Raw genomic sequence first — 23,746 nt, forward strand, 5'->3', positions numbered from 1 at the left:
CATAGGCGCCACAACCCTGTCGGCGAACACCATCGACCACTGCACTGACACAATTATTTTCACCGTATTGATAAATGAAATATTTCATGTCATGTTCTTCTCCGTACCCAGGCCCCTCCCAAGCAAGGCCCTGGACGGTACGCCCCACCCACCGGAGTCAAGAACATGAACAAGACAGGACTTCTCGGCGCGCTGGCACTCTGTGCCTGCAGCGCATTGGCCCAGGCCGACGAAGGCAGCCTGCGCCTCGGCATCGAGGCCGCCTACCCGCCCTTCTCCTACCGCACTCCCGAAGGCGAGCTCGCCGGCTTCGACTACGACATCGGCAATGCCCTCTGTGCACAGATGCAGGTCAAGTGCCAGTGGGTGATCCAGGAGTTCGACGGCATGATCCCGTCGCTGAAGGTGCGCAAGATCGACGCGGTGCTGTCGTCGATGTCGATCACCGAGGATCGCTTGAAGTCGGTCGACTTCACCGACAAGTACTACCAGACCCCCGGCAAGTTCGCGATGAAGGCCGGCAGCCGGCTCGACACCCCGGCGGTGGACCTCAAGGGCCGCAAGGTCGGGGTGCAGCGCTCGTCCACCTATGACCGCTTCGCCACCGAGCAACTGGAGCCGGCGGGGGTCGAGATCGTGCGCTACGCCTCGCAGAACGAAGCCTTCCTCGACCTGGTGTCCGGGCGCCTGGATGCCACCCTCGCCGATATCGTCAACACCGAGGAGAGCTTCATCAAGACCCCGGCCGGCCAGGGCTTCGCCCTGGTCGGCCCGGACATCGCCGACCCGCACTACTTCGGCCGCGGCGCCGGCATCGCCGTGCGCAAGGGCGACAGCGCCAACCTGGCGCGGCTCAACGCCGCCATCGCCGCGATCCGCGCCAATGGCACCTACCAGCAGGTGCAGCGCAAGTACTTCCCGTTCGACATCTACGGCCAATAGCGCAGGCTGACGAGGGTTTTCATCATGCTTCACGGCTACGGATCGAGCATTCTCGATGGCGCCTGGCTGAGCATCCACCTGGCCCTGCTGGCGATGGCACTGGCCATCGGCCTGGGCCTGTTCGGTGCGGCCTGTCGCCTGTCCCCCCTGAAATGGCTGGCGGTACCGGGCGAGGTCTACACCACGGTGGTGCGCGGTATTCCCGACCTGGTCCTGATCCTGCTGGTGTTCTATGGCGGCCAGGACCTGGTCAACCGCCTGGCGCTGGCACTGGGTTACGAGCAGTACATCGACATCAATCCCTTCGTCGCCGGGGTCTGCACCTTGGGCTTCATCTTCGGTGCCTACCTCTCGGAGACCTTTCGCGGCGCCTTCCTGGCCATCCCCAAAGGCCAGGCCGAGGCCGGTATGGCCTACGGCATGAGCACCCTGCAGGTGTTCCGGCGGATCAGCCTGCCGCAGATGGTGCGCCTGGCGCTGCCGGGCTTCACCAACAACTGGCTGGTGCTGACCAAGTCCACCGCGCTGATCTCGGTGATCGGTCTGCAGGACATGATGTTCAAGGCCAAGAACGCCGCCGACGCCACCCACCAGCCGTTCACCTTCTTCCTCGCCGTGGCGGCGCTGTACCTGCTGCTGACCAGTGCCTCGCTGCTGCTGTTGCGCGGCGTGGAGAAACGTTACTCGGTCGGCTTCAAAGCCGCCGAGCTCTAGGGGATCTGCCCGATGACACTCGACTATCCGCTGATCTGGCAGAACCTGCCGTTGTACCTGAACGGCATCGCCCTGACCCTCAAGGTGCTGTTGATCTCGCTGGCCTGCGGCCTGGCCCTGGCGATCCCGCTGGGGTTGATGCGGGTCTCGCGCGCGTGCCTGCTGCGCTACCCCGCCTGGCTCTACACCTATGTGATCCGCGGCACGCCGATGCTGGTGCAGCTGTTCCTGATCTACTACGGGCTGGCCCAGTTCGAGGCGGTGCGCCAGAGCCCGTTGTGGCCCTACCTGTCCAGCGCCACGTTCTGCACCTGCCTGGCGTTCGCCATCAACACCAGCGCCTACAGCGCCGAGTTGCTGGCCGGGAGCCTGCGCGCCACGCCGCGTGGCGAGGTGGAGGCGGCCCGCGCCATGGGCATGTCGAGGCTGACGCTGTACCGGCGCATCCTGCTGCCCTCGGCCTTGCGCCGCACCTTGCCGCAGTACGGCAACGAGGTGCTGATGATGCTGCAGACCACCAGCCTGGCCTCGATCGTCACCCTGGTCGACATCACCGGCGCGGCAAAGACCTTCAATGCGCGCTACTACCTGCCGTTCGAGGCCTTCATCACCGCCGGGCTGATCTACCTGGTCCTGACCTTCCTGCTGGTGCGCCTGTTCAAGCTGGCCGAGCGCCACTGGCTGGCCTACCTCGCCCCCCGCAAGCACTAAGGAGCTTCCATGCAGCACATCGACCATATCCTGCCCTGGAGCGCCTGCGGCACCCAACGCTCGCTGCGCGTGCTGCGCTTTGGCAGCGGCCCGCGCAAGGCCTATATCCAGGCCTCGTTGCACGCCGACGAGCTGCCGGGGATGCGCGTGGCCATCGAGCTCAAGCGCCGCCTGCTCGAACTCGAGGCGCAAGGCCGGCTGACTGCGGTGATCGAACTGGTGCCACTGGCCAACCCGATCGGCATCGGCCAGATGTTCCAGGCCACCCACCAGGGCCGTTTCGAGTTCAACAGCGGCAAGAATTTCAATCGCGATTTCCCAGCGCTGACCGAAGCGCTGGCCGCCCACCTGGAAGGCCGCCTGGGCAGCGATGGCCAGGCCAACGTGGCAACCATCCGCCGGGCCATGCTCGAGCTTCTTGACGAACTGCCCGCGCCCGACTCGGAGCTCGACGGCCTGCGCCGCCTGCTGCTGCGCCACGCCTGCGACGCCGACCTGGTGCTGGACCTGCACTGCGATTTCGAATCGGTGATGCTGCTGTACGCCATGCCGCAGCACTGGAGCCAGCTGCGCCCGCTCGCCGCCCGCCTCGGCGCGCAAGTGGCGCTGCTGGCCGAAGGCGCCGGTGGAGATGCCTTCGATGAAGCCTGCGCGGCGCCGTGGCTGCACCTGCGCGAATACTTCCCCGAGGCCGAGATTCCCCTGGCCTGCGTGGCGACCACCATCGAGTTGCGCGGCATGGCCGACACCGAACGCGAGCAGTGCCAGGCCAGCGCCGAGCAGATCCTCGGCTACCTCGCCGACCAGGGCCTGATCAGCGGGCCGTGGCCGGCCGCGCCGGAGCATTGCTGCCAACCCACGCCCTTCGCCGGTGCGCAGTATGCCTACGCCGAGCACCCGGGGGTGGTCAGCTACCTGCAGCCGCTGGGCGCGCAGGTGCGGGTCGGCGATCCGCTGTTCGAAGTGCTCGATCCGCTCAGCGACCGCCACAGCGTGGTCAGGGCCACCACCGACGGCATCCTCTACGCCCGCGAACGCCTGCGCTTCGCCCAGCCCGGCCTGTGGCTGGCCAAGGTCGCCGGCAGCACCTCCATCCGCCAAGGTCGCTTGCTCAGCGACTGACCCCTGCGAGTACCGACTGATGAACAAACTGCAAATCCACGACCTGCACAAAAGCTACGGCAACCACCAGGTGCTCAAGGGTGTTTCACTGCAGGCCGACGCCGGTGATGTGATCAGCATCATCGGCTCCAGCGGCTCGGGCAAGAGCACTTTCCTGCGCTGCATCAACCTGCTCGAGCAACCCAATGCCGGGCAGATCCTGGTCAACGGTGAACAGCTCAAGCTGCGCGAGTGCGCCCGCGGCGGGCTGCGCGCGGCAGACCCGCACCAACTGCAGCGCCTGCGCTCTCGGTTGAGCATGGTCTTCCAGCACTTCAACCTGTGGTCGCACATGAGCGCCCTGGACAACGTCATGGAAGCCCCGGTGCACGTGCTCGGCATCAACCGCAAGGAGGCCCGGGACAAGGCCGAGCACTACCTGGCCAAGGTCGGTGTCGGCCATCGCCGCGACGCCTACCCGGCGCACATGTCCGGTGGCGAGCAGCAACGGGTGGCGATTGCCCGGGCCCTGGCCATGGAGCCCGAGGTGATGCTGTTCGACGAGCCGACCTCGGCGCTCGACCCGGAGCTGGTCGGCGAGGTGCTCAAGGTCATGCAGGACCTGGCCCAGGAAGGCCGCACCATGGTCGTGGTCACCCACGAGATGGGCTTCGCCCGCGAGGTGTCCAACCAGCTGCTGTTCCTCCACCAGGGCCAGGCCGAGGAGCGCGGCGACCCACGCGAAGTGCTGGCCCGGCCGCAGTCCGAACGCCTGCGCCAGTTCCTCGCCGGCAGCCTGAAGTAAGCGCCAGGGCGCTCAACGGCTCCGCCGCCGGGCGCCTTGGGATACACTACCGGCAACTTTCAGGGAGCGTCGCGCCGGATGTCGAGCCATACCAAGAACACCACCGTCTACGCCTCCGCGGTCATGCGCAAGCTGTCGCAGAGCCTGGGCGAACTGCCGCCGTCCCTGCGCAAGGTCGCCGATTACATCCTGCGCCACCCGCTGAAGGCCGCGACCCTGACCATCGAGGAGATGGCCCAGGCCACCGCCACCTCACCGGCCGCGGTCAACCGCCTGGCCAAGGCCCTGGACCTGGGCGGCTACAGCGGCATGAAAGCCGAGCTGGTGGCGACCCTGCAACAGATGGTCTCGCCGGTGGACAAGCTGCGCAACGAACTGGCTCAGCGCCCGGGTGGCGAGTTCGGCCTGCATGAGCAGATCCAGAGCGCCAGCAGCAACCTGGCGACCACCGCCAGCAACAACCAGGCCGACGCCTTCGAGGCGTTCGTCGGCTGCCTGCTCGAGGCGCGCAAGGTCTATGTGCTGGGGTTCGGCAATAGTGTCTACCTGGCGGGCCTCGCCGCCTCGACCCTGGTGCCGTTCTGCAAGGACACCTGCGCCATCAGCATGGAAGGCGGCAACGAGAACGCCGCCTACCGCCTGGCCGCGATCACCGAACAGGACGTGCTGCTGGCCATCGCCCTGCCACGTTACTCCCAGGACACCCTGCAGCTGTCGCGCTTCGCCCATGAGCGCAAGGCCACCGTGCTGGCCATCACCGACTCCCCGGCCTCGCCGCTGGCGCCGCTGGCCCGTCACGTGCTGTATGCCACCGCCGATCATCCGGTGCTGACCAGCTCCAACATCGCCGTGCTGGCGTTGATCGAGGGCCTGGTGGCCGGGGTCATGGCGCGCAACAAGGAGGCGGTGAAACTGGCCACCGAACTCACCGAAAGCGTGATGTCGTATCTGCATGTGCCAGGTGAGAAGTTCAGCAGAAAGTAGGTGCGCCAGATCGGTCTGGTCCTTTCAAGGAGGCCGACGTCAGAGCTGTAGCGCCTATGAGATCGAGCGCCGCGCGGGCGGCGCTCGATCTCATAGGCGCTGAAAGTGTTACGGCGAACACCTGGAGGCCCTCACTGGGTCAATAGCTCTCACCCCCAAAGCCCTCGAAACCCCGACCGCAAGAACGCAACAGCCGAGTCCTGCCCTTGCGCCCAAGCCCACTAGAAATCCACCTTGCCGCGCCCCGCCTTGATCGTCCCACGCCTGGACTTCGAGTCGAGGCGGCGGGTCTTTGAACCGAGGGTCGGCTTGGTCGGCCTGCGCTTCTTCTCGACCTTGCCGGCGCCGATGATCAGCTCGGCCAGACGCTCCAGCGCGTCCAGGCGGTTCTGCTCCTGGGTGCGGTACTGCTGAGCCTTGATGATCAGCACGCCGTCAGCGGTAATGCGGCTGTCGCGCAGCGCCAGCAACCGCTCCTTGTAGAACGCGGGCAGCGACGAGGCCGGGATGTCGAAGCGCAGGTGCACGGCGCTGGAGACCTTGTTGACGTTCTGCCCGCCGGCGCCCTGGGCGCGGATGTAGGTCAGTTCGATCTCGGCATCCGGCAGATGCACGTTGTTGGAGATGGTCAGCATGGTGCGCCTCTTGTGATAGCGCGGCCATTATCGCATCTCCTTGGCGTCCCGGGGTGTCAGGCCTGCGCCATGCGCCGCCGGTACTGCCTGGCGCGCACGGCGTCGGTCCATTGCTGGCGCAGCAAAGCCCACAATGGCGATACCCCGGGCTCGGGCGCCTTGGCCTCGCTCAGCCTGCGCAGCTGGAACTTGACCATGGCCATGTTGCCCAGCGAAGCCAGCGCCTTGTTCTTCCAGGTGATCGGGCGCAGTTCCGGCACCGCCGCCTCCCCTGCCTGCCAGGCGCGGGGCAAGGCCGGTGCGATGGCCAGGGCGGTGCCGATGCCGACCATCTCGACGCCGCTCTGCACCACCTGCTCGGCGACCGGTCGACGGCGGATGCCGCCGGTGACCATCACCGGCATCTTCGCCACCGTGCGGATGTCCCGGGCGAACTCCAGGAAGTACGCTTCACGCGCAAGCGTGCGGCCATCCCGGGCCTGGCCCTGCATCGCCGGCGCCTCGTAGCTGCCACCGGACAGTTCCACCAGGTCGACCGCCAGCTCATTGAGCAGGCGCACCACCTGCCGGGCATCGTCGGCGCTGAAGCCGCCACGCTGGAAGTCCGCCGAGTTGAGCTTGACCGCCACGGCGAAGCCGGGCGACACCACCGCGCGCACCGCCTTGACGATCTCCATCAGCAGCCGCGCGCGGTTGTCCAGGGAACCGCCCCACTGGTCGGTGCGCTGGTTGCTCAGCGGCGAAAGGAACTGGCTGAGCAGGTAGCCATGGGCTGCGTGAATCTGCACGCCGCTGAAGCCGGCCTGTTCGGCAAGCCGCGCGGAGCTGGCGAAGCGCCGGATCACCTCGTCGATCACCTCGGCAGGCATCGCCCGCGGGGTGGAGAAATGCCTGGACATGTTGCCCAGGTCCAGCGCCACGGCCGAGGGTGCCCAGGTCTGCTGCCCGAGACTCGCCGGCATCTGCCGGCCGGGGTGGTTGATCTGCAACCAGAACTGCGCCCCCTTCGAGCGGCCGATGGCGGCCCACTGGCGAAAACGCTCCAGGTGCCGGTCATCTTCCAGCACCACGCCGCCGGGGCCGGTCATGGCGCGCCGGTCGACCATGACGTTGCCGCTGATGAGCAGACCGGCGCCGCCCTGCGCCCAGGCCTGGTACAGGCGCATCAGCCGGTCCGAAGGGGCATGGTCGGCATCGGCCATGTTTTCCTCCATGGCGGCCTTGGCGATGCGGTTGGGGACGACCGCGCCATTGGGCAGGGTCAGGGGGGAGAACACGTCCATCGGCAATACCTCGAAAAAGTGGCGTGCCGCAGACGCTAGCCTTGAAGTCAACTTTAAGGTCAAGCCCTGGGTTGGCGAAAATTTGATCATTGACTCTCAAGTTGGGTTGAACGTTAGGGTGATTGCGCAGCGACAGCCCTTACCCCCCTGGAGATACCGCACCGTGAAACTCGCAAGCGCAACCGCCTTGGCCGGCGCCCTGCTGATGCCCGTCACCCACGCCGCCAATGGCCTCCCTGAACACGCCGAAACCACGCAGATCGACATCGCAGGGCTCTCGGTGCCAGTGCTCAAGGGCGGGCTGTACGACCGTTACCGTTCCAACCCGCCGCTGGCCGTGATCCAGGCCGAGGCGCCGGGCATCGACCTGAGCTGGTTCAAGGGCCTGGAGAAGACCCGGGTCGACATGGGCTTTACCTCCTACTCGCCGAACTTCTACTACAGGAACAGCCGCGTCACCGCCGTCTATACCGCCGACCTCGACCGCCTGCGCGCCCTGATGCCCGCCGAAGTGCTGGAACAAGTGCAACCGTTGCAGGTGTGGCCGGGGCGCGGGCTGGTGGCGTTTACCGCCTACACCTACGACTACTGCGACAACGACAGCTACAACGAGATCGCCCTGTCGATCATTACCAGCAAGCCCGGCAAGGCTAATCTCGGGCCCTTCTCCCTGGTCGGCCAGTCGATGGCCAAGGATTTCTGGGGTTATGTACTCAAGCTGCCGGTCAATACCGAGCTGGCGCGGGTGCGCGGCGTGGTGGGCTACAACCTGCCCAAGTGGCTGACCGCGATCGACCGCCGCGAGGATGCGCGGGCCGTGACCTACGACATCGGCGACGCGCAGAGCGGCAAGGTGGATGTGATCTTCAGGGCGAAGAAGCTCGAGGGGCTGTCCGCTGAACCAGGCCTGGTGACCAACAGTTTCACCAACCTCGACCACCAGGGCCGGCTGGCCTACGGCTACGCCACCTCGCGCCAGACCCTGCATGCCTCGAGCATGAGCGGGGATTCGGCGCAGCTGGTGCTTGGGGATGGCGAGCTGTCGCGCTATATCCGCGATCTGCAGCTGGGACGGATGGTCAAGTACGAGTATGTGCCTGAGTTCCAGAGCGCGCTGTATGCGCCCAGGCCGCTGGCGGCGCTGGGCTCGAGCGACTGAGACGGAACTGACGGTGCTCGATTCCTGTAGGAGCGGGCTTGCCCCGCGATGAGGCCGGCCATGACTATGCAGTGGCATGGCACCGGCCGAGGCCGGTGTTCGCGGGGCAAGCCCGCTCCTACAAGTCAGTAGCTCGCCGGGCCTTGTCCTGGGCAAGCTCCTCGCGCAACCGCTCCAGCACCCGCTGCGAGTTGTCCACGCAGGGCATGCCTTCAGGCTTGCTCTCGATCCCCTCGATCACCAGCAGCAACTGCGCCTTGTTGCGCGCCAGGCGCTCCTGCAGCCGCTCGATCTCCTCGACCTTGCGCCTGAGCCCGCCGAGCAGTTCGTCATGCTGCCAGCCCTTGCTCTTGGCAGGCAGCAACTGGCGGATCTCCTCCAGCGAGAACCCGGCAGCCTGGGCGTTGGTGATCATTTCCAGCACCCACACCGCGTCGGCGTCGTAGTCGCGATAGCCATTGGCCTTGCGTTCGACCGAGCTGATCAGCCCGCTGGCTTCGTAGAAGCGGATGCGCGACGCGGCCAGCCCGGTAAGTTTGGCCAACTCTCCTATTCTCATCCGGCACCTTTGAAATTGCATTGACCTTGAAGCGCACTTTAATCCTAGAGTTGTCCGGTGGCCAGGTGAACCATCACCGGCCTGCCCGCTCCACACCCTAGAGACAGGAGAAGCGAAATGGGATACGTCACAAGCAAAGACGGTGTCGAAATCTTCTACAAGGACTGGGGACCCCGTAACGCCCAGGTGATCTTCTTCCACCACGGCTGGCCACTGAGCGCCGACGACTGGGATGCCCAGCTGCTGTTCTTCGTCGCCGAAGGCTATCGCGTGGTCGCCCATGACCGCCGTGGCCACGGCCGTTCGAGCCAGGTCTGGGATGGCCACGACATGGACCACTACGCCGACGATGTGGCCGCCGTGGTCAAGCACCTGGGCGTCGAGGGTGCGGTCCATGTCGGCCACTCCACCGGCGGTGGCGAGGTGATCCACTACATGGCCCGCCATCCCGAAGACAAGGTGCCCAAGGCCGCGATCATCGCCGCGGTTCCGCCGCTGATGGTCAAGACCGACGGCAACCCCGGCGGGCTGCCCAAGTCGGTGTTCGATGATCTGCAGGCCCAGCTGAAAGCCAGCCGGGCGCAGTTCTACCACAATATCCCGGCGGGGCCGTTCTACGGCTACAACCGCCCCGGGGCCAAGGCGGACCAGGGGGTGATCCTCAACTGGTGGCGCCAGGGCATGATGGGCGGCGCCCAGGCACACTACGACGGCATCGTCGCGTTCTCCCAGACCGACTTCACCGAGTCGCTGAAGAAAGTGACCGTCCCGGTGCTGGTGATGCATGGCGACGACGACCAGATCGTGCCCTACGAGAACTCGGGGCCGCTGTCGGCCAAGCTGCTGCCCAAGGGCATCCTGAAGACCTACAAGGGCTACCCCCACGGCATGCCGACCACCCACGCCGACGTGATCAACAAGGACCTGCTGGCATTCTTGCGCAGTTGAGATACCCGTCGGGGGCCGCCGCGCCCCCGACGAGTACTTGATCGAGTAACAACTTTAAAACTTTTTACATATTGGCTACGCGCACTTACAGCTGTTCAACACCCATTAAAATACTTTCACCAAAAACCTCCATATCGGCCACAACTGTTAATTGAATTAACAGGCCACGGGCCAGACAATTAAATACCCCTGCCCCTGGTAACGTCCCGCGTTACCTGGGCATGGTGGTTTCAAACCAACCAGGTACGGCTGCCTTCTCTTGACTCAAGAGTGCGTATGGCTGTGCGCCTGAAACTGCTGTTCGGCCCAACTTTCACACGACTTCTACACCCCGTCACGGGGTGTAAGCCGGGCCCGTCATTAACCGAGGAAACCTATGAACACCCCTGCCACCGTCGCGCTCGACGCTGTCCCTTCAACCCAGGAACGTATCCTGCTGACCGGCGCCACAGGTTTTCTCGGAGGCGCCGTCGCCGCCCGGATGATCGCCGAAGGCCATGCCGGCGCCCTGTGCTTCCTGGTCCGCGCCGACAACCCGGCCCAGGGCCTGCAGCGCCTGCGCGACAACCTGCGCCAGCATGGCGTCGATGAGCGCCAGGGCCTGGCGCTGAGCGAGGCGCAGATCATCTGCGGCGACTTCCTCGACACCGCCTGGCTGGCCCGCGAGACCCCGCGGCTGATGCAGGTCGACAGGGTAATCAACTGCGCCGCCGTGGCGTCGTTCTCGAAGAACCCCAATATCTGGCCGGTGAACGTCGAGGGCACCTTCGCCTTTGCCCAGGTGCTGAGCCGCTCCGCGCGCCTGAAGCGCTTCCTGCACGTGGGCACCGCCATGTGCTGCGGCCCGCAGCGCGAGTCGCCAATCAGCGAGTCCTGGGAATTCCCCGAGGCCGCCCAACAGCTGGTGGACTACACCGCCTCGAAGGCTGAGGTTGAACGACGTCTGCGTGAGGAGCTGCCCGCCCTGCCCCTGGTGGTGGCGCGGCCGTCCATCGTGGTCGGCCACCGCAGCCTGGGTTGCCAGGCGTCGGGCAGCATCTTCTGGGTGTTCCGCATGGGCTTCGCCCTGGAAAGCTTCACCTGCGGCCTGGACGAACAGATCGACGTGATCCCGGTGGACTATTGCGCCGAGGCGCTGATCGGCCTGACCCTCAAGCCGCGCCTGAGTCACGACCTGTACCACATCTCCGCCGGCCATCACTCGGCCTGCACCTTCGCCGAGATCGACGAAGCCTTCGCCCTGGCCAATGGCGCGCAACCAGTGGGCGAGCGCTATCGCAAGGTCGATGTCGACGACCTGAAGTCGCTGGCCAGCCGCTTCGAAGCCCGCATCGGCCCGGCCAACCCGCGCCTGGTGCTGCGCGCACTGCGCCTGTACAGCGGCTTCGCCGACCTCAACTACCTGTTCGACAACAGCCGGCTGCTGGAAGAAGGCATCGCCGTGCCGCCACGCTTCACCGACTATCTGGACGTGTGCGTCAGGTCGTCCAGCGGTGTGAGCATCGCCACGCAGATGCAGTGGGATTTCAAGTAAAAGCCATTCGCCATCCCTGTAGGAGCGGCCTCGTGCCGCGAAAGGGCCGCGCAGCGGCCCCAGCGAATTCTGCCTCTACGCTGAGATCCTGGGGCCGCTGCGCAGCCCTTTCGCGGCACAAGGCCGCTCCTACAGGGAATGCAGCCGCTGGCGGTGATTTACTTAACATGTTCATGAGGCGCATGATCACCACACCTCCTGTGGAGGTCATGCTGTCGCCGTACGCCCTCAGAGATGGACACACTTGGCAGCCTGAAGCAAAACCCTGGCAGCCCCAGGCAAGACACCTACCTGTCGTTAGGTGCTCAATGCCTGCAACCGCCAGCGCTTGTGCAAGCCCTGCTGTCCAACAATTCCAACTGTCCAGGCTGCGCCATGATCAACATCGAAACGCCCACGTACTACACCGCCACCAAGAAGTACAACCTGAGCTTCCCCACCCTGGAAAGCGACATCGACGCCGATGTCGTGGTGATCGGCGGCGGCTTCTCGGGCATCAACACCGCCCTGGAACTGGCCGAGAAAGGCATCACCAACGTCGTCGTGCTCGAAGCACGCTACCTGGGCTTCGGCGGCACCGGCCGCAATGGCGGGCAGATCATGGCCGGCATCGGCCACGACCTGGAGAAGATCAAGGGCAGCGTCGGCGAGAAAGGCCTGCGCGAGATCTTCGAGATCAGCGAACTGGGCGCCGGCATCATCAAGGAGCGCATCGCCCGCTACCAGATCGACGCCGACTTCTGCCACGGCTACGGCTACATGGGCTTCAACGCCCGCCAGGAAAAGACCCTGCGCGCCTGGGAAAAAGACTTCAAGGCGATCAACGGCAAGGATGAGATCCGCTTCCTCGGCGGCTCGGAGGTCAAGCAGATCATCGGCTCCGACGCCTACAGCAGCGCGCTGCTGCACATGGGCGGCGGCCACGTGCATTCGCTGAACCTGCTGCTCGGCGAAGCCCAGGCCCTGGTCGGCCACGGCGCGCGGATCTTCGAGCACAGCCCGGCCCTGGAGGTGCACTACGGCGAGCGGATCACCGTGCGCACCGGACGCGGCTCGGTCAAGGCCAACAAACTGCTGTGGGCCTGTGACAGTTTCCTCAACAAGCTCGAACCCGAGCTGCATGCGCGCACCGTCAACACCTACGCCTTCCAGCTGATGACCGAACCGCTGTCGGACGAGCAGATCCTGCGCATCAGCCCGATCCGCGGTGCCTACAGCGACATCCGCCCGGTGATCGACTACTACCGCGTCACCCGCGAGAACCGTCTGCTGTTCGGCGCCGCCACCCCGTTCGTGGAGCACATCCCGAAGGACCTGAAGGCCTGGAACCGCAACCTGATGCTGAAGATCTTCCCCTACCTCAAGGACGTGCGCATCGACCTGGCCTGGGGCGGACCGATGGCCACCAGCGCCAACCTGTTCCCGCAGATCGGCACCTTGAGTAACCGTCCCAACGCCTTCTACGTGCAGGGCTATTCGGGCTTCGGCGTCACCCCCAGCCACATCATCTGCAAGATCCTCGCCGAAGGCATGAGCGAAGGCTCCAGCCGCTACGAGCTGATCAGCTCGGTCAAGCATGCACGCATCCTCGGCAAGGACCACATCCGTCCGCTGCTGCTGACCGCCGGCAAGACCGTGCATCAGCTGTCGGGCTTTTTCAACGGCCGCCGTTGATTCCTTTTGAACAAGACCAGGAGAACCACCATGACCCTTACCGCCGTCCGCCAGGGTGTGCAACTGTCCGAACTCGACGCCTGGGGCACCGTTGCCGACCTGGGCTCGACCATCCTCGAAGGCGAGGTCAAGTGCTACGGCAAGATGACCCACGGCGCCCCCACCGACCCGGTCAGCAGCGCCTACTTCGGTACCACCCAGGGCAAGTTCCGCATGGTCTACCCGTTCAGCGAGCAGGCGGTGATCGTGACCGGCGAGATCCAGCTGACCGATGAATCCACCGGTCAGGTGACTCGGTACAAGGCAGGCGATGCCTGGTTCGTGACCAAGGGCACGCCGGTGCTGTGGGAAGTGCTGAGCGAGACCTTCGTCAAGCATTACCTGGCGATTGCCTGACGAAACGCCCCCGCGATAGCGGCCGCCGATACATCCTCGTCAGGCAGATTAATACTATCGCGGGGCAAGTCGCATCGGCGCACCGCCGCTCCCACGGGTTCGATGAGTACCTTGTGGGAGCGGCGGTGCGCCGATGCGACTTGCCCCGCGATGACCATTACCGCCCCGGCATCAGGGCCATGGCCCGGAAATCCTTCGGCGACTGCTCGAAGTGCTTCTTGAATGCCCGGCTGAAATGCGCCGAGTCGGTGAACCCCCACTTGTAGGCGATCGAGGTGATCGACTCGCGCTTGAGGAACGGGTTGGACAGGTCGTCCGCGCTGCGCTTCAGGCGTGAGCGCTGGATGTAGCGGCAGACGCTGTCGCCCTCCTCCTCGAACAGGCGGTACAGGTGGCGTACCGAGATGCTCAGGCGTTCGGCCAAGTTGGCCGGGGTCAGGCCCGGCTGGCCCAGCGACTCGTCGATGACCTTCTGCACGTAGCCGCGCAGGCTGGCGCCGCTGAGCCCGGCGAGCGACCCGGGATTGTCGTCGCCGCGCTCGAACCCCGGCTCCAGCAAGGCGATGAACGCCGCCTGCAGCGCCTCGCCCTGGGTTGCCCCGGCCTCGTCGCCCTCGCGGCACAACTGGTCCATCAGCAGGTGCAGCATGCGCCCGCAGGCGTTGGTCGAGGAAATCTTGCCGAAGGTCGCGCCCTGCCCGGTCACGTGCTTGCGCACCTGCTCGCGGGACAGCGACAGCGAGACATGCTCGATCAGGCCGAACGGGGTGATCTCGCACGGGCCTACCGAATCCATCAGCAGCAGCTCGCCCGGTGACAGCTGGATACTCACGCCGTCCTGGGTGATCTGCGAGTAGCCCATGCGTTGGCTGACCAAAAAGCAATGCTGGTCGTCGTCGCGGTCGGGGTTGTCGCCAAAGCGGCGGATGGTGCCGGCGTTGGTACGCAGGTTGGCCAGGGCCAGGCCGGCGCGGTTGTAGGTCGAGATCTCGCCGATGAACAGCGAGCGGTTGAAGGCCAGTTCGGTCTGGAACCGGCCGCAGACCTTCTGCATGGCCGTGGTCCAGCGCTCCAGGCCGTCCAGGGCGGGTCTGGCGTTGCACTGAGTGACGGGTTGGGGCATGGCAACCTCCACACGCGGGCGTTGTTGTTATGCGCTAATTGTTAACATGTTATCAATGAGCGTACAACTATCATTGTTCGCGGGAGGCTTTAGGACGGTGGGAGCGCTTCGCGGCGCAAGGCCGCTCCTACACAAGGATGCGATCGTCTGTAGGAGCGGCCTTGTGCCGCGAAAGGGGCGCGAAGCGGCCCCAGGTTCAAAGATCGCGAAGCATGCGCTCCAACGCATCAAATACCTGCCAGAGGTGCTTGCGCTGTTCTGCGTCGAGGGGAATGTAGCGGCGCAAGGCGGGCATCCGGTTGACCACCTCGCTGGCGCCCATGTGCTCCAGGGTTACCTGCCACAGGCCGTCCTGGCAGTCGATGGCCAGGCGCTTGAAATCCAGGGGCATCAGGATGGCGTGAACCGCTGCGAGACGCGCGTCGAGGCGCTCGAACAAGGCCTGGTCGCCGCCCCGCCGTCGGCAGGTAACACCACTGCGGCGCAGCGCGCCGGTGTGGTGCAGTTCCGCCCGCAACCTGCCCTGGTCGCGGGCAGGCACGCGCAGGATGAACTCGCACATCACCAGGTGCATCAGCAGATGACTCTCGGTGCGCTCACGCACTTCGATCCGAGGGCCATCCTCGCGGTAGGTAAACGATGTTGCGGATTGCAAATCCGTCAATCCCAGGTTTCGCCACACCCGCTGCAAGGTCGCCCCAGGCCGGTATCCAGCCGGGGCACGCGGCCCGGTCAGGCGTTCAAGCCAGCTTGCCGACATGCTGCACCTGCTCGTTGAGAGAATGACCGGGCTCGGCGGCGAACTCCTTCTCCAGCACGTCCTCGACCCGCGCCGGGCGGAACGGGTTGACCTTCTGCACGCACAGCGTCCAGAACAGCGCATAGGCCGCAGTGGCGCCGAGCATCACGGCGAACGGCAGGTAGACATCGGCCGGGTTCATCCCCGGCGGGGTGATGAACCACATGCCCAGCAGGATGCCGATGCTGGAGACAATCTGCGGCAGCGGGAACAGCGGCGAACGGTAGGCCCGCGGCAGGTCCGGGCGGCGGATGCGCAGGATCACCACCGACAGGGTCACCAGCAGGTACGCGGTGCTCCAGGCGCATACCGCCGCCAGCACCAGGTGCAGGATGTTGTCGGTGTTGCCGCCCAGGTACCAGGCGTGCAGGCACGGGATCAGCGCCACCACCAGGATGCACAGCAACGGCGTCTTGAAGCGCGGGTGCAGGTAGGTGAACACCTTGGGCAGCGCCCCGTCCACCGCCATGCCGTAGAGAATCCGCGGCACCCCGGCCATCAGCGTGTTGATGGTGGCGGCGCCGGCGAAGAGGAAGCCGATGCCCAGCCACACCGGGCCGATATCGCCCATCACCTGCTCGGCGAAACGCGGGATGGCCATGGGCGTGTCCAGCAGGTGCACGCCGCTGGCGGCGTCGAGCACGACGTTCTCCACCTGGCGCTTCATCGCCGCGCCGTAGATGAACATGCAGCTGGCCACGCCGAACAGGCCCAGGGCCATGGCCTTGGGCATGACCCAGGCCGAGCGGCGCAGTTCCGGGGCCAGCGGGGTGACGAATTCGCAGCCGACGAACATGAACATGGCCATGCCCACCAGCGACAGGATGGTCATCAGGTCGGTGCCAACCAGCGACACGCCGAACGGCCCGTCCAGCTCCACCGCCGGCGCGGCGATCAGGCCAAGCACGCCGAACGCCATCAGCGTGGTCCACATGCCGAAGGTCAGCACCACTTCGGCACGGCCAAAGGCGCTTACGCCGAAAGCGTTGAGCACGCCGAACACCAGCACGAAGCCCACTCCCAGCAACCAGGATCCGCCAGCCGACTCGGCCAGGGTGTTGAGGTGCTCGAAGTTCACCAGGGCCATGACCCCGGAGAGGATGGTCTCGGCGGTGCCGGCGAACACATGCACGATCAGGTACGCCGAGAGGGTGCCGGTGATGGCGAAGAAACGACCCAGGCCGCAGTTGATGTAGTCGTAGACGGAGCCGGTGGTCGGCAGGATCGCCGCCGCCTCGGCGAAGGTGGTCGACTGCGCCAGCATCATCACCGCGGCGATCACCATGGCCACGGCGAAGGCGCTGCCGCCAATGCCGAAACCCATGGTCGCGGTGAGGATCACGGGGCTGGCCATGATCAGGCCAACGGTGCTGGCCAGCGCGGTTGGGAAGCCGACGCTGCCACGGTTGAGGTGCTCGGTGAGCTTATTGTTTATTGTCATGGGTAGGCCCTGGGTGGACGAGGGAAAGATGATCGCTTGCCCGGCGCGCCGCAAGTGCTGGCGAACGCCGGGCCTGCCCCGCGATGAGCTTGACACCCATTGCCGGCATTACCCCTTCACTTTGCGGCCTCCTCCCAGGCGGGGTCTTGCCACAGCCTGCCGCCGATCTTGCCGCTCCCTGCCAGCCCTGCTGCATGCCCTGGGGCCTGCGTGCCGACGATTGAACCTCGACGCGATCCTCGCCGGTCCTATTCCACCGCCTCGAATGGCAGCCCCACATAGTTCTCGGCAATATTGGCAAGGCCGACCGACGAGCCCAGGTAATACTCACGATCCGCCTCCTGCATCTTGCGCTCCCAATCATCCTGGTGCTCGCCAAAATCGTGCAGCAGCCGGGTCATGAACCAACTGAATCGCTCGCCCTTCCATACCCGTCGCAAGGCCATCGGCGAATACTCGGCCAGCAGGTCGGTGCGCCCCTCGCGGTACACCTTGACCAGGATCCGGTACAGATAGTTGACGTCCGACGCTGCCAGGTTCAGGCCCTTGGCGCCGGTGGGCGGGACGATATGGGCAGCGTCGCCGACCAGGAACAGGCGGCCATGCTGCATGGGCTCGAGCACATGGCTGCGTAGCGGCGCGATGCTCTTCTCCAGCGCCGGTCCCGTGACCAGCTGCGCGGCCACCTCCGCCGGCAGGCGTGCCTTGAGCTCTTCCCAGAAGCGCGCGTCGGACCAGTCCTCCACCCGCTCCTGCAAGGGCACCTGCAGGTAGTAGCGGCTGCGGGTCTGGGAGCGCTGGCTGCACAGCACGAAGCCACGTTCATGGTGGGCGTAGATCAGCTCGTGGTTGACCGGCGGGGTGTCGGCCAGCAGCCCCAGCCAGCCGAACGGGTAGGCCCGCTCGTAGACCTTCAGCACATCGGCCGGAATGCTCTGGCGCGCTACACCGTGGAAGCCGTCGCAGCCGGCGATGTAGTCGCAGTCGACGCGGTGCTGGCGACCGTCCTTGTCGAAGGTGAGGTAGGGCCGCTCGCCGTCGATGGCATGGGGGCGGACATTGTCCGCCGAATAGATGATCGGCGCCCCGCTGGCCTGGCGCGCCTGCATCAGGTCGCGGGTGACCTCGGTCTGGCCGTACACCATCACCGTCTTACCGCCGGTCAGTGCCTTCAGGTCGAGGCGCTGGCGACGGCCATTGACCAGCAGTTCGACGCCTTCATGCACCAGCCCCTCACGGTCCATGCGCTCGGCCACCCCGGCTTCGCGCAGCAGGTCGACCGTGCCTTGCTCGAGCACCCCGGCACGGATACGCCCCAACACATAGTCCGGGGCCTGGCGTTCGACGATCAGCGTGTCGATGCCCGCACGGTGCAGCAGCTGGCCCAGCAGCAGGCCAGAGGGGCCGGCGCCGATGATTGCAACCTGAGTCTTCATTGTTGTTGTCTCGCGATGACGATGCCGGCCGGTACTGGCAATGGCCGTACACCTGCTGTTAGGGTTTGCACCTGTATTTTTACTGGCTAACCTGGCGCGAAACGTGTGATATCTGCGCTAAAAACTGTACTTTTACAAAATTCGTTCGATTAACGGACAGCCTTTCATGAACACCCCGCTCCCCGGTATCCCGCTGTTCCAACTGTACGGCGAACACCACGCCTGGCCGGACACCGACCTGCTGCACTGCGAGTCGATCCCGGCGCGCAGCCGCCTGCACCATTGGGAAATCAAGCCGCACCGGCATGCCGAACTGTTCCAGCTTCTTTATGTGCAACGGGGCGAGGCCCAGGTGGAGATCGAGGGCGAGCGCCGGGTGATTCGCGAGGCGGCGATCCAGGTGGTGCCGCCGCTCACCGTGCATGGCTTTCGCTTCAGCGCCGATATCCAGGGGCATGTGCTGACCTTCGGCACGGCCCTGGTGGTCGACCTGGAGCAGCGCCTCGGCGCGCCCTTGAGCGTACTGGCGGCCCCCCGCTGTTACCCGCTGGGCCAGGACCGTATGCGCCTGCACGGACTGATCGACACGCTGCAGCAGGAGTACCAGGGCAGCGCACCGGCGCGAGGGCCCATGCTGCAGGCGCTGGTCACCGCGTTGATGGTCTGGATTCACCGCCAGCAGCGCGCCCTGCCGGCGCGCAATCAGGACGAACGGGACCAGCAACTGCTGGGGCGTTACCTGCGCCTGGTCGAGGCGCATTACCGCGAGCACTTGGCCGTGGACGTATTCGCCGGTCGGCTGGGCATCACCAGCCTGCAGTTGAACCAGCTGTGCCGCACGCTGGCCGGGCAATCGGCGTTGCAGGTGATCCACCAGCGCCTGCTGCTCGAGGCGCGGCGAAACCTGGCGTATACCCGCATGAGCATCGGCCAGCTTTCCGACAACCTGGGGTTCAGCGATCCGACCTACTTTGCGCGGTTCTTCAAGCGGCTCGATGGCCAGACGCCCAAGGAATATCGCAGGTCGCTCCATCCCTGAACTTGCGCAGTCCCGGTAGGAGCGGCCTTGTGCCGCGAAAAGGGCCGCAGAGCGGCCCCGGCGATCTTTGCTTAAAAGCTGAATCCTGGGGCCGCTCAGCGGCCCTTTCGCGGCACAAGGCCGCTCCTACAGAGAGCCAAATCCCTTGGCAGCCTGCTTGACGTATACGTCAACCTGGCATTAGGTTACTCGCATTCCCTCCCCCGAGCCCAAGCATGAGCAGCCAGACCTACAGCATCTCCGACCTGTCCCGCGAGCTGGACATCACCACCCGCGCCATCCGCTTCTACGAGGAACAGGGCCTGCTCAGCCCCGAGCGCCGTGGCCTGGAGCGCATCTACTCGGCACGCGACAAGGTCACCCTCAAGCTGATCCTGCGGGGCAAGCGCATCGGCTTCTCGCTGGCCGAGTGCCGGGAGCTGATCGAACTCTACGACCCCACCAGCGGCAACCAGAAGCAGCTCACCAGCATGCTGGCCAAGATCGCCGAACGCCGTGCCCAGCTCGAACAGCAGATGCTCGACATCCAGCAGATGCACCTGGAGCTGGACACCGCCCAGGAGCGCTGCGAGCAGGCCCTGGCCGCCACCCTGAACCCGTCGCACCCCCACCGTTGATCCGCCACAGGAAGCCCGCCATGTCATTGCCCAAGAATGTCCGCCTGGTCGAAGTCGGCCCGCGCGACGGCCTGCAGAACGAAGCCCAGCCCATCAGCGTCGCCGACAAGGTGCGGCTGGTGGACGACCTCACCGACGCCGGTCTCGGCTATATCGAAGTCGGCAGTTTCGTCTCGCCCAAGTGGGTGCCGCAGATGGCCGGCTCCGCCGAGGTGTTCGCCGGTATCTGCCAGCGCAAAGGGGTCACCTATGCGGCCCTGGCACCCAACCTGCGCGGTTTCGAGGATGCCCTGGCCGCCGGGGTGAAGGAAGTGGCGGTGTTCGCGGCGGCCTCGGAAGCCTTCTCGCAGCGCAACATCAACTGCTCGATCAGTGACAGCCTCAAGCGCTTCGAGCCGATCATGGACGCCGCCCGCAGCCAGGGTGTGCGGGTGCGCGGCTATGTGTCCTGCGTGCTCGGCTGCCCCTACGAGGGGCGTATCAGTGCCGAGCAGGTCGCGCCGGTGGCCCGCGCCCTGCACGACATGGGCTGCTATGAGGTGTCGCTGGGCGACACCATCGGCACCGGCACCGCCGGTGATACCCGCCGCCTGTTCGAGGTGGTCGCGGCCCAGGTACCCCGCGAGCAACTGGCCGGGCACTTCCACGATACCTATGGCCAGGCCCTGGCCAATGTCTACGCCAGCCTGCTGGAAGGCATCAGCGTATTCGACAGCTCGGTGGCGGGCCTGGGCGGTTGCCCGTACGCCAAGGGTGCCACCGGTAACGTCGCCAGCGAGGACGTGGTGTACCTGATGCAGGGGCTGGGCATCGAGACCGGGATCGACCTGGACAAGCTGATCGCCGCCGGCCTGCGCATCAGCGAAGTGCTGGGGCGCGCCACCGGTTCGCGGGTGGCGCGGGCACGTGGCGTGCGCTGAGTCATACGCCTGTCACACAGGTGTGGGCGGAGTGTTACCGCCTACACGCTTTGCAGAAAAAAATCGGGTAACAGGGAAACAATTCGACAGAATTTCACGTGCCAGCTTTCCCTCGAAAATCATCAAACCATTGATTTTAAAGGACTTTAAAAAGTTGGCACGCCACCTGCTATATCTTTTGGCATAACAAGAACAAAAAACGCGATACCCAATAAAAACAACAGTAAACGGCTCTGACATAACAAGAACAACACGGCAGAGGCGTAGCAAGCAGATTTTTTTGGAGTCGACGTGCTTTCCAGGGGTTTCGACCCCGCAGCCTGACACAGAACAATAAAACTACCTCCAAGGTAGCGGCAGTCAAGGTTGGATCACGTTGCATGAACGCAGGTCAGCGCTCAAAAAAATACGTTTGCTCTTGGCCCCGGTTGGGGGCCCCGCAATGCAGAGACAACCGCCGACAAAAACAACAACAGGCCCGTCTCCAATAATAAGAAAAGAGCAGGCAACAACGCTTATGAGGGGAGCTTCGGCTCCCCTCAGTGCTTCCTGCCCTCCTCGTCTTCCTCGCCTTTCTTTTCCCTCGCCTCGCCCTCGACCTTGTCCACCAGCAGCGGCATGCTGGCCAGTACCAGCAGCGCCAGCACGGTGCTCACCAGTGCCGTGGCCTCGCGCCCCATACCTGCGGCCGTACCGATGGCGGCAGTCATCCACAGCCCGGCGGCGGTGGTCAGGCCCTTGACGTGGCTGGCGTCCTGGCCGTTACCCTTGAGAATCGTGCCCGCCCCGAGAAAACCGATGCCGGCGACGATACCCTGGATCACCCGGCTCAACGCCTGCTCGTCGGCGCCGGCCATGCTCGGCGCCAGCACGAACAACGCCGCCCCCATCGACACCAGCATGTGCGTGCGCACTCCGGCCGCCTTGCCCTTGCTCTCGCGCTCGAAGCCCAGCACCGCCCCCAGCAGGGCCGCCATCAGCAGGCGGATCAGGATGCGGGCGACCTCGCGCTCGTCGGTGACATCGGCGAACTCGGTCTGCAAGGCCTCGAGCACCGATTGCCAGAATGTGTCCATCGCTTGCCTCCGGTGTCCCCGATCCTTGTGGAAGATCGCCTGTCGCGCAGTTCGCGCCCCTGTGGGAGTGGGTTTATCGGACCGCCGCGAACACCGGCGCAGCCGGTGCCATCCACCTCTTTGGATTCTTCGCGGGTAAACCCGCTTCCACAGGGTGTGCTTCCCTGTGCGATCTCCTACAGATGACCGCGACACAAGCACCTCGTGCCTTGCACCCCGCCCAACGGCCCCAAGCACGCTGCGACGAAGGTGCGGTGGATAGCCGCAGGCATCTGCAACCAATTGCTCAAGGCTGCTAAATCCAATGCCTGAGCAAATCAACCAATCATCTGATATGGTTTTTCTCTCAATATCTGGGCCTGTGCTGAAAACAGATCGGGGGCCATAGTGCCCTGGCCTGATCGAGGCCTGATGAGCGATGAACCATGAGCGATAGAATCCCCTTCCGAGTCATCGAGATTGCCCCCGCCGCCAACAAGAGCAAAAGCCAGGTGGCCGATGGCATCCACACCCGCAGCTTCACCGGCTTCTACCGCAACCTGCGGATCGCCTTCGCCGGGTTGCTGTTCGTACTGTTCTTCGGCACCGCCTGGTTGCAGTGGGGCGACCGCCAGGCCGTGCTCTGGGACCTGGCCGAAAGCAAGTTCCACATCTTCGGCGCGACCTTCTGGCCGCAGGACTTCATCCTGCTGTCGGCGCTGCTGATCATCTGCGCCTTCGGCCTGTTCGCCATCACGGTGTTCGCCGGGCGTGTCTGGTGCGGCTACAGCTGCCCGCAGAGCACCTGGACCTGGCTGTTCATGTGGTGCGAGAAGATCACCGAAGGCGACCGCAACCAGCGCATCAAGCTGGCCGCCGCGCCCTGGGGCGTCGAAAAGATCGCCCGGCGCGGCCTCAAGCACGGCCTGTGGCTGGCCATCGGCCTGCTCACCGGGCTGACCTTCGTCGGCTACTTCACCCCGATCCGCCCACTGGCCGCCGAGCTGTTCAGCTTCGAGCTGGGCGGCGTTGCGCTGTTCTGGATCCTGTTCTTCACCGGCGCCACCTACCTCAATGCCGGCTGGCTGCGCGAGGCGGTGTGCATGCACATGTGCCCCTATGCGCGGTTCCAGAGCGTGATGTTCGACAAGGACACCCTGGCGGTGGCCTACGACCCCAGCCGCGGCGAAGCCCGTGGCCCGCGCAAGAAAGGCAGCGACCCGCGCAGCCAGGGCCTGGGCGACTGCATCGACTGCACCCTGTGCGTGCAGGTCTGCCCCACCGGCATCGATATCCGCGAGGGTCTGCAGATGGCCTGCATCGGCTGCGCCGCCTGCATCGACGCCTGCGACGGGGTGATGGACAAGATGAACTACGCCCGCGGCCTGATCGGCTACAAGTCCGAGCACAACCTGCAAGGCGGCAAGACCCACTGGCTGCGCCCTCGCCTGCTGGGCTACGCCGCCGCGCTGACGGTGATGATCGGCGCCCTGGTGGTCGCCCTGCAGATGCGCCCGATGGTGTCGATGGACGTGATCAAGGACCGTGGCCTGTTCCGCGAGAACGCCCTGGGCCAGATCGAGAACATCTACCTGCTCAAGATCATCAACAAGACCCAGGAACCGCAGCACTATCGCCTGCGCCTGGTGGACGCCGATGGTTTCGAACTGCACGGGCGCACCGAGTTCACCCTCGCCGCTGGCGAAATGAGCGAGCTGCCGGTGTCGGTGGCGATGCTCGCCGACCGCCCGAGCAGCAGCTCCCAGGAGCTGACGTTCGAGATCCAGGACAGCGACCAGCCGGGCATCCGCAGCACCGCGCACAGCCGTTTCGTCGCGCCGATGAATCGCTGATCCCTTAAACTGATCACC

23 protein-coding genes are annotated in these 23,746 nt (G+C 65.2%); 15 read left to right on the forward strand and 8 right to left on the reverse strand.

Going from position 1 to position 23,746, the window contains the following annotated elements; genetic code table 11:
* The first annotated feature begins 165 nt into the window (after positions 1-165).
* The 6 genes from NMG10_RS24015 (at position 166) to NMG10_RS24040 (ending at position 5,257) form a co-directional block, all read left to right on the forward strand.
* Positions 166-942 (forward strand): ABC transporter substrate-binding protein, encoded by a 777-nt coding sequence (locus NMG10_RS24015; RefSeq protein WP_232855358.1) that lies wholly within the window; start codon positions 166-168, stop codon positions 940-942.
* Between the two features lie 24 nt (positions 943-966).
* The gene (locus NMG10_RS24020; RefSeq protein WP_234562295.1) at positions 967-1,656 is read left to right on the forward strand and encodes an ABC transporter permease; all 690 of its coding nucleotides are present in this window, start codon (positions 967-969) and stop codon (positions 1,654-1,656) included.
* Positions 1,657-1,668: 12 nt separating this feature from the next.
* The gene (locus NMG10_RS24025) at positions 1,669-2,367 is read left to right on the forward strand and encodes an ABC transporter permease (RefSeq protein ID WP_186714582.1); all 699 of its coding nucleotides are present in this window, start codon (positions 1,669-1,671) and stop codon (positions 2,365-2,367) included.
* A 9-nt stretch (positions 2,368-2,376) separates the two neighbouring features.
* Positions 2,377-3,489, forward strand: a complete 1,113-nt coding sequence (locus NMG10_RS24030) for a succinylglutamate desuccinylase/aspartoacylase family protein (RefSeq protein ID WP_254465250.1) — start codon at positions 2,377-2,379, stop codon at positions 3,487-3,489.
* Positions 3,490-3,508: 19 nt separating this feature from the next.
* Positions 3,509-4,273: an ABC transporter ATP-binding protein gene (locus tag NMG10_RS24035; protein ID WP_232855360.1), complete on the forward strand. Its 765-nt coding sequence runs from the start codon at positions 3,509-3,511 to the stop codon at positions 4,271-4,273.
* 78 nt (positions 4,274-4,351) lie between these two features.
* Positions 4,352-5,257 carry a MurR/RpiR family transcriptional regulator gene (locus NMG10_RS24040; RefSeq protein ID WP_254465251.1) on the forward strand — a complete coding sequence of 302 codons (906 nt, stop codon included), beginning with the start codon at positions 4,352-4,354 and terminating at the stop codon, positions 5,255-5,257.
* A 221-nt stretch (positions 5,258-5,478) separates the two neighbouring features.
* Here the strand turns inward: NMG10_RS24040 and arfB are convergent, their stop codons facing one another.
* Both arfB and NMG10_RS24050 read right to left on the reverse strand, forming a co-directional pair.
* Positions 5,479-5,892: an alternative ribosome rescue aminoacyl-tRNA hydrolase ArfB gene (gene arfB, locus NMG10_RS24045; RefSeq protein WP_203646975.1), complete on the reverse strand. Its 414-nt coding sequence runs from the start codon at positions 5,890-5,892 to the stop codon at positions 5,479-5,481.
* 56 nt (positions 5,893-5,948) lie between these two features.
* Positions 5,949-7,175, reverse strand: coding sequence for an NADH:flavin oxidoreductase/NADH oxidase family protein (locus NMG10_RS24050; RefSeq protein ID WP_254465252.1), 1,227 nt, complete (start codon positions 7,173-7,175; stop codon positions 5,949-5,951).
* Positions 7,176-7,380: 205 nt separating this feature from the next.
* On the opposite strand from NMG10_RS24050, the gene NMG10_RS24055 reads away from it, so the two are divergent.
* Positions 7,381-8,334 carry an acetoacetate decarboxylase (ADC) gene (locus tag NMG10_RS24055; protein ID WP_203652663.1) on the forward strand — a complete coding sequence of 318 codons (954 nt, stop codon included), beginning with the start codon at positions 7,381-7,383 and terminating at the stop codon, positions 8,332-8,334.
* A 118-nt stretch (positions 8,335-8,452) separates the two neighbouring features.
* Here NMG10_RS24055 and NMG10_RS24060 read toward each other — a convergent pair whose 3' ends face one another.
* Positions 8,453-8,893, reverse strand: a complete 441-nt coding sequence (locus tag NMG10_RS24060; RefSeq protein WP_232855367.1) for a MerR family transcriptional regulator — start codon at positions 8,891-8,893, stop codon at positions 8,453-8,455.
* Positions 8,894-9,010: 117 nt separating this feature from the next.
* Between NMG10_RS24060 and NMG10_RS24065 the strand changes: the two genes are divergently transcribed.
* The 4 genes from NMG10_RS24065 to NMG10_RS24080 all read left to right on the forward strand — a co-directional run bounded on the left by NMG10_RS24065 (position 9,011) and on the right by NMG10_RS24080 (position 13,445).
* Entirely contained in the window at positions 9,011-9,841 is an 831-nt protein-coding gene (locus NMG10_RS24065; RefSeq protein ID WP_232855368.1) for an alpha/beta fold hydrolase, read from the forward strand.
* A 376-nt stretch (positions 9,842-10,217) separates the two neighbouring features.
* Positions 10,218-11,375: a cationic peptide resistance protein CprA gene (gene cprA, locus NMG10_RS24070; RefSeq protein ID WP_254465253.1), complete on the forward strand. Its 1,158-nt coding sequence runs from the start codon at positions 10,218-10,220 to the stop codon at positions 11,373-11,375.
* A gap of 375 nt (positions 11,376-11,750) precedes the next feature.
* Positions 11,751-13,049, forward strand: a complete 1,299-nt coding sequence (locus NMG10_RS24075) for an FAD-binding oxidoreductase (protein WP_203646981.1) — start codon at positions 11,751-11,753, stop codon at positions 13,047-13,049.
* Between the two features lie 30 nt (positions 13,050-13,079).
* A complete protein-coding gene (locus NMG10_RS24080) occupies positions 13,080-13,445 on the forward strand; it encodes a cupin domain-containing protein (RefSeq protein WP_050705511.1) in 366 nt (121 codons plus the stop codon).
* A 157-nt stretch (positions 13,446-13,602) separates the two neighbouring features.
* On the opposite strand, the gene feaR is transcribed toward NMG10_RS24080, so the two are convergent.
* The 4 genes from feaR to pobA all read right to left on the reverse strand — a co-directional run bounded on the left by feaR (position 13,603) and on the right by pobA (position 18,244).
* Complete coding sequence (gene feaR / locus NMG10_RS24085; RefSeq protein ID WP_203646983.1) at positions 13,603-14,568, reverse strand: transcriptional regulator FeaR; 966 nt, start codon at positions 14,566-14,568, stop codon at positions 13,603-13,605.
* A gap of 196 nt (positions 14,569-14,764) precedes the next feature.
* Positions 14,765-15,328: a DUF3156 family protein gene (locus NMG10_RS24090; RefSeq protein ID WP_254465254.1), complete on the reverse strand. Its 564-nt coding sequence runs from the start codon at positions 15,326-15,328 to the stop codon at positions 14,765-14,767.
* Positions 15,309-16,808 carry an APC family permease gene (locus tag NMG10_RS24095; protein ID WP_254465255.1) on the reverse strand — a complete coding sequence of 500 codons (1,500 nt, stop codon included), beginning with the start codon at positions 16,806-16,808 and terminating at the stop codon, positions 15,309-15,311. Before NMG10_RS24095 ends, NMG10_RS24090 begins: the two co-directional genes overlap by 20 nt.
* Positions 16,809-17,056: 248 nt before the next feature.
* Positions 17,057-18,244: a 4-hydroxybenzoate 3-monooxygenase gene (pobA, locus tag NMG10_RS24100; RefSeq protein WP_254465256.1), complete on the reverse strand. Its 1,188-nt coding sequence runs from the start codon at positions 18,242-18,244 to the stop codon at positions 17,057-17,059.
* A gap of 166 nt (positions 18,245-18,410) precedes the next feature.
* Between pobA and NMG10_RS24105 the strand changes: the two genes are divergently transcribed.
* From NMG10_RS24105 to NMG10_RS24115, 3 genes are all read left to right on the forward strand, one after another.
* On the forward strand, positions 18,411-19,283 hold the full coding sequence (locus NMG10_RS24105; RefSeq protein WP_254465257.1) for a helix-turn-helix domain-containing protein: 873 nt from the start codon (positions 18,411-18,413) through the stop codon (positions 19,281-19,283).
* A gap of 215 nt (positions 19,284-19,498) precedes the next feature.
* Positions 19,499-19,900, forward strand: a complete 402-nt coding sequence (locus NMG10_RS24110) for a MerR family DNA-binding transcriptional regulator (protein ID WP_028692177.1) — start codon at positions 19,499-19,501, stop codon at positions 19,898-19,900.
* Between the two features lie 20 nt (positions 19,901-19,920).
* Complete coding sequence (locus tag NMG10_RS24115; RefSeq protein ID WP_234562911.1) at positions 19,921-20,820, forward strand: hydroxymethylglutaryl-CoA lyase; 900 nt, start codon at positions 19,921-19,923, stop codon at positions 20,818-20,820.
* A gap of 539 nt (positions 20,821-21,359) precedes the next feature.
* Here NMG10_RS24115 and NMG10_RS24120 read toward each other — a convergent pair.
* Entirely contained in the window at positions 21,360-21,896 is a 537-nt protein-coding gene (locus NMG10_RS24120) for an MgtC/SapB family protein (protein ID WP_232855375.1), read from the reverse strand.
* Between the two features lie 425 nt (positions 21,897-22,321).
* Here NMG10_RS24120 and ccoG point away from each other — a divergent pair, with 425 nt between their 5' ends.
* Positions 22,322-23,728, forward strand: a complete 1,407-nt coding sequence (ccoG, locus tag NMG10_RS24125; RefSeq protein WP_254465258.1) for a cytochrome c oxidase accessory protein CcoG — start codon at positions 22,322-22,324, stop codon at positions 23,726-23,728.
* Positions 23,729-23,746: the final 18 nt, after the last annotated feature.

Source organism: Pseudomonas sp. DVZ6 (genome assembly GCF_024259445.1).
In the GTDB taxonomy this organism is placed as follows: Bacteria; Pseudomonadota; Gammaproteobacteria; order Pseudomonadales; family Pseudomonadaceae; genus Aquipseudomonas; species Aquipseudomonas peradeniyensis.

Coding starts and splice junctions, on each gene's coding strand:
- pobA (WP_254465256.1), bottom strand. CDS start 18,244: ATGAAGACTCAGGTTGCAATCATCGGCGCCGGCCCCTCTGGCCTGCTG.
- NMG10_RS24075 (WP_203646981.1), top strand. CDS start 11,751: ATGATCAACATCGAAACGCCCACGTACTACACCGCCACCAAGAAGTAC.
- NMG10_RS24060 (WP_232855367.1), bottom strand. CDS start 8,893: ATGAGAATAGGAGAGTTGGCCAAACTTACCGGGCTGGCCGCGTCGCGC.
- NMG10_RS24095 (WP_254465255.1), bottom strand. CDS start 16,808: ATGACAATAAACAATAAGCTCACCGAGCACCTCAACCGTGGCAGCGTC.
- NMG10_RS24090 (WP_254465254.1), bottom strand. CDS start 15,328: ATGTCGGCAAGCTGGCTTGAACGCCTGACCGGGCCGCGTGCCCCGGCT.
- feaR (WP_203646983.1), bottom strand. CDS start 14,568: ATGCCCCAACCCGTCACTCAGTGCAACGCCAGACCCGCCCTGGACGGC.
- NMG10_RS24120 (WP_232855375.1), bottom strand. CDS start 21,896: ATGGACACATTCTGGCAATCGGTGCTCGAGGCCTTGCAGACCGAGTTC.
- arfB (WP_203646975.1), bottom strand. CDS start 5,892: ATGCTGACCATCTCCAACAACGTGCATCTGCCGGATGCCGAGATCGAA.
- NMG10_RS24105 (WP_254465257.1), top strand. CDS start 18,411: ATGAACACCCCGCTCCCCGGTATCCCGCTGTTCCAACTGTACGGCGAA.
- NMG10_RS24020 (WP_234562295.1), top strand. CDS start 967: ATGCTTCACGGCTACGGATCGAGCATTCTCGATGGCGCCTGGCTGAGC.
- NMG10_RS24025 (WP_186714582.1), top strand. CDS start 1,669: ATGACACTCGACTATCCGCTGATCTGGCAGAACCTGCCGTTGTACCTG.
- NMG10_RS24030 (WP_254465250.1), top strand. CDS start 2,377: ATGCAGCACATCGACCATATCCTGCCCTGGAGCGCCTGCGGCACCCAA.
- cprA (WP_254465253.1), top strand. CDS start 10,218: ATGAACACCCCTGCCACCGTCGCGCTCGACGCTGTCCCTTCAACCCAG.
- NMG10_RS24050 (WP_254465252.1), bottom strand. CDS start 7,175: ATGGACGTGTTCTCCCCCCTGACCCTGCCCAATGGCGCGGTCGTCCCC.
- NMG10_RS24110 (WP_028692177.1), top strand. CDS start 19,499: ATGAGCAGCCAGACCTACAGCATCTCCGACCTGTCCCGCGAGCTGGAC.
- ccoG (WP_254465258.1), top strand. CDS start 22,322: ATGAGCGATAGAATCCCCTTCCGAGTCATCGAGATTGCCCCCGCCGCC.
- NMG10_RS24115 (WP_234562911.1), top strand. CDS start 19,921: ATGTCATTGCCCAAGAATGTCCGCCTGGTCGAAGTCGGCCCGCGCGAC.
- NMG10_RS24035 (WP_232855360.1), top strand. CDS start 3,509: ATGAACAAACTGCAAATCCACGACCTGCACAAAAGCTACGGCAACCAC.
- NMG10_RS24055 (WP_203652663.1), top strand. CDS start 7,381: ATGCCCGTCACCCACGCCGCCAATGGCCTCCCTGAACACGCCGAAACC.
- NMG10_RS24065 (WP_232855368.1), top strand. CDS start 9,011: ATGGGATACGTCACAAGCAAAGACGGTGTCGAAATCTTCTACAAGGAC.
- NMG10_RS24015 (WP_232855358.1), top strand. CDS start 166: ATGAACAAGACAGGACTTCTCGGCGCGCTGGCACTCTGTGCCTGCAGC.
- NMG10_RS24080 (WP_050705511.1), top strand. CDS start 13,080: ATGACCCTTACCGCCGTCCGCCAGGGTGTGCAACTGTCCGAACTCGAC.
- NMG10_RS24040 (WP_254465251.1), top strand. CDS start 4,352: ATGTCGAGCCATACCAAGAACACCACCGTCTACGCCTCCGCGGTCATG.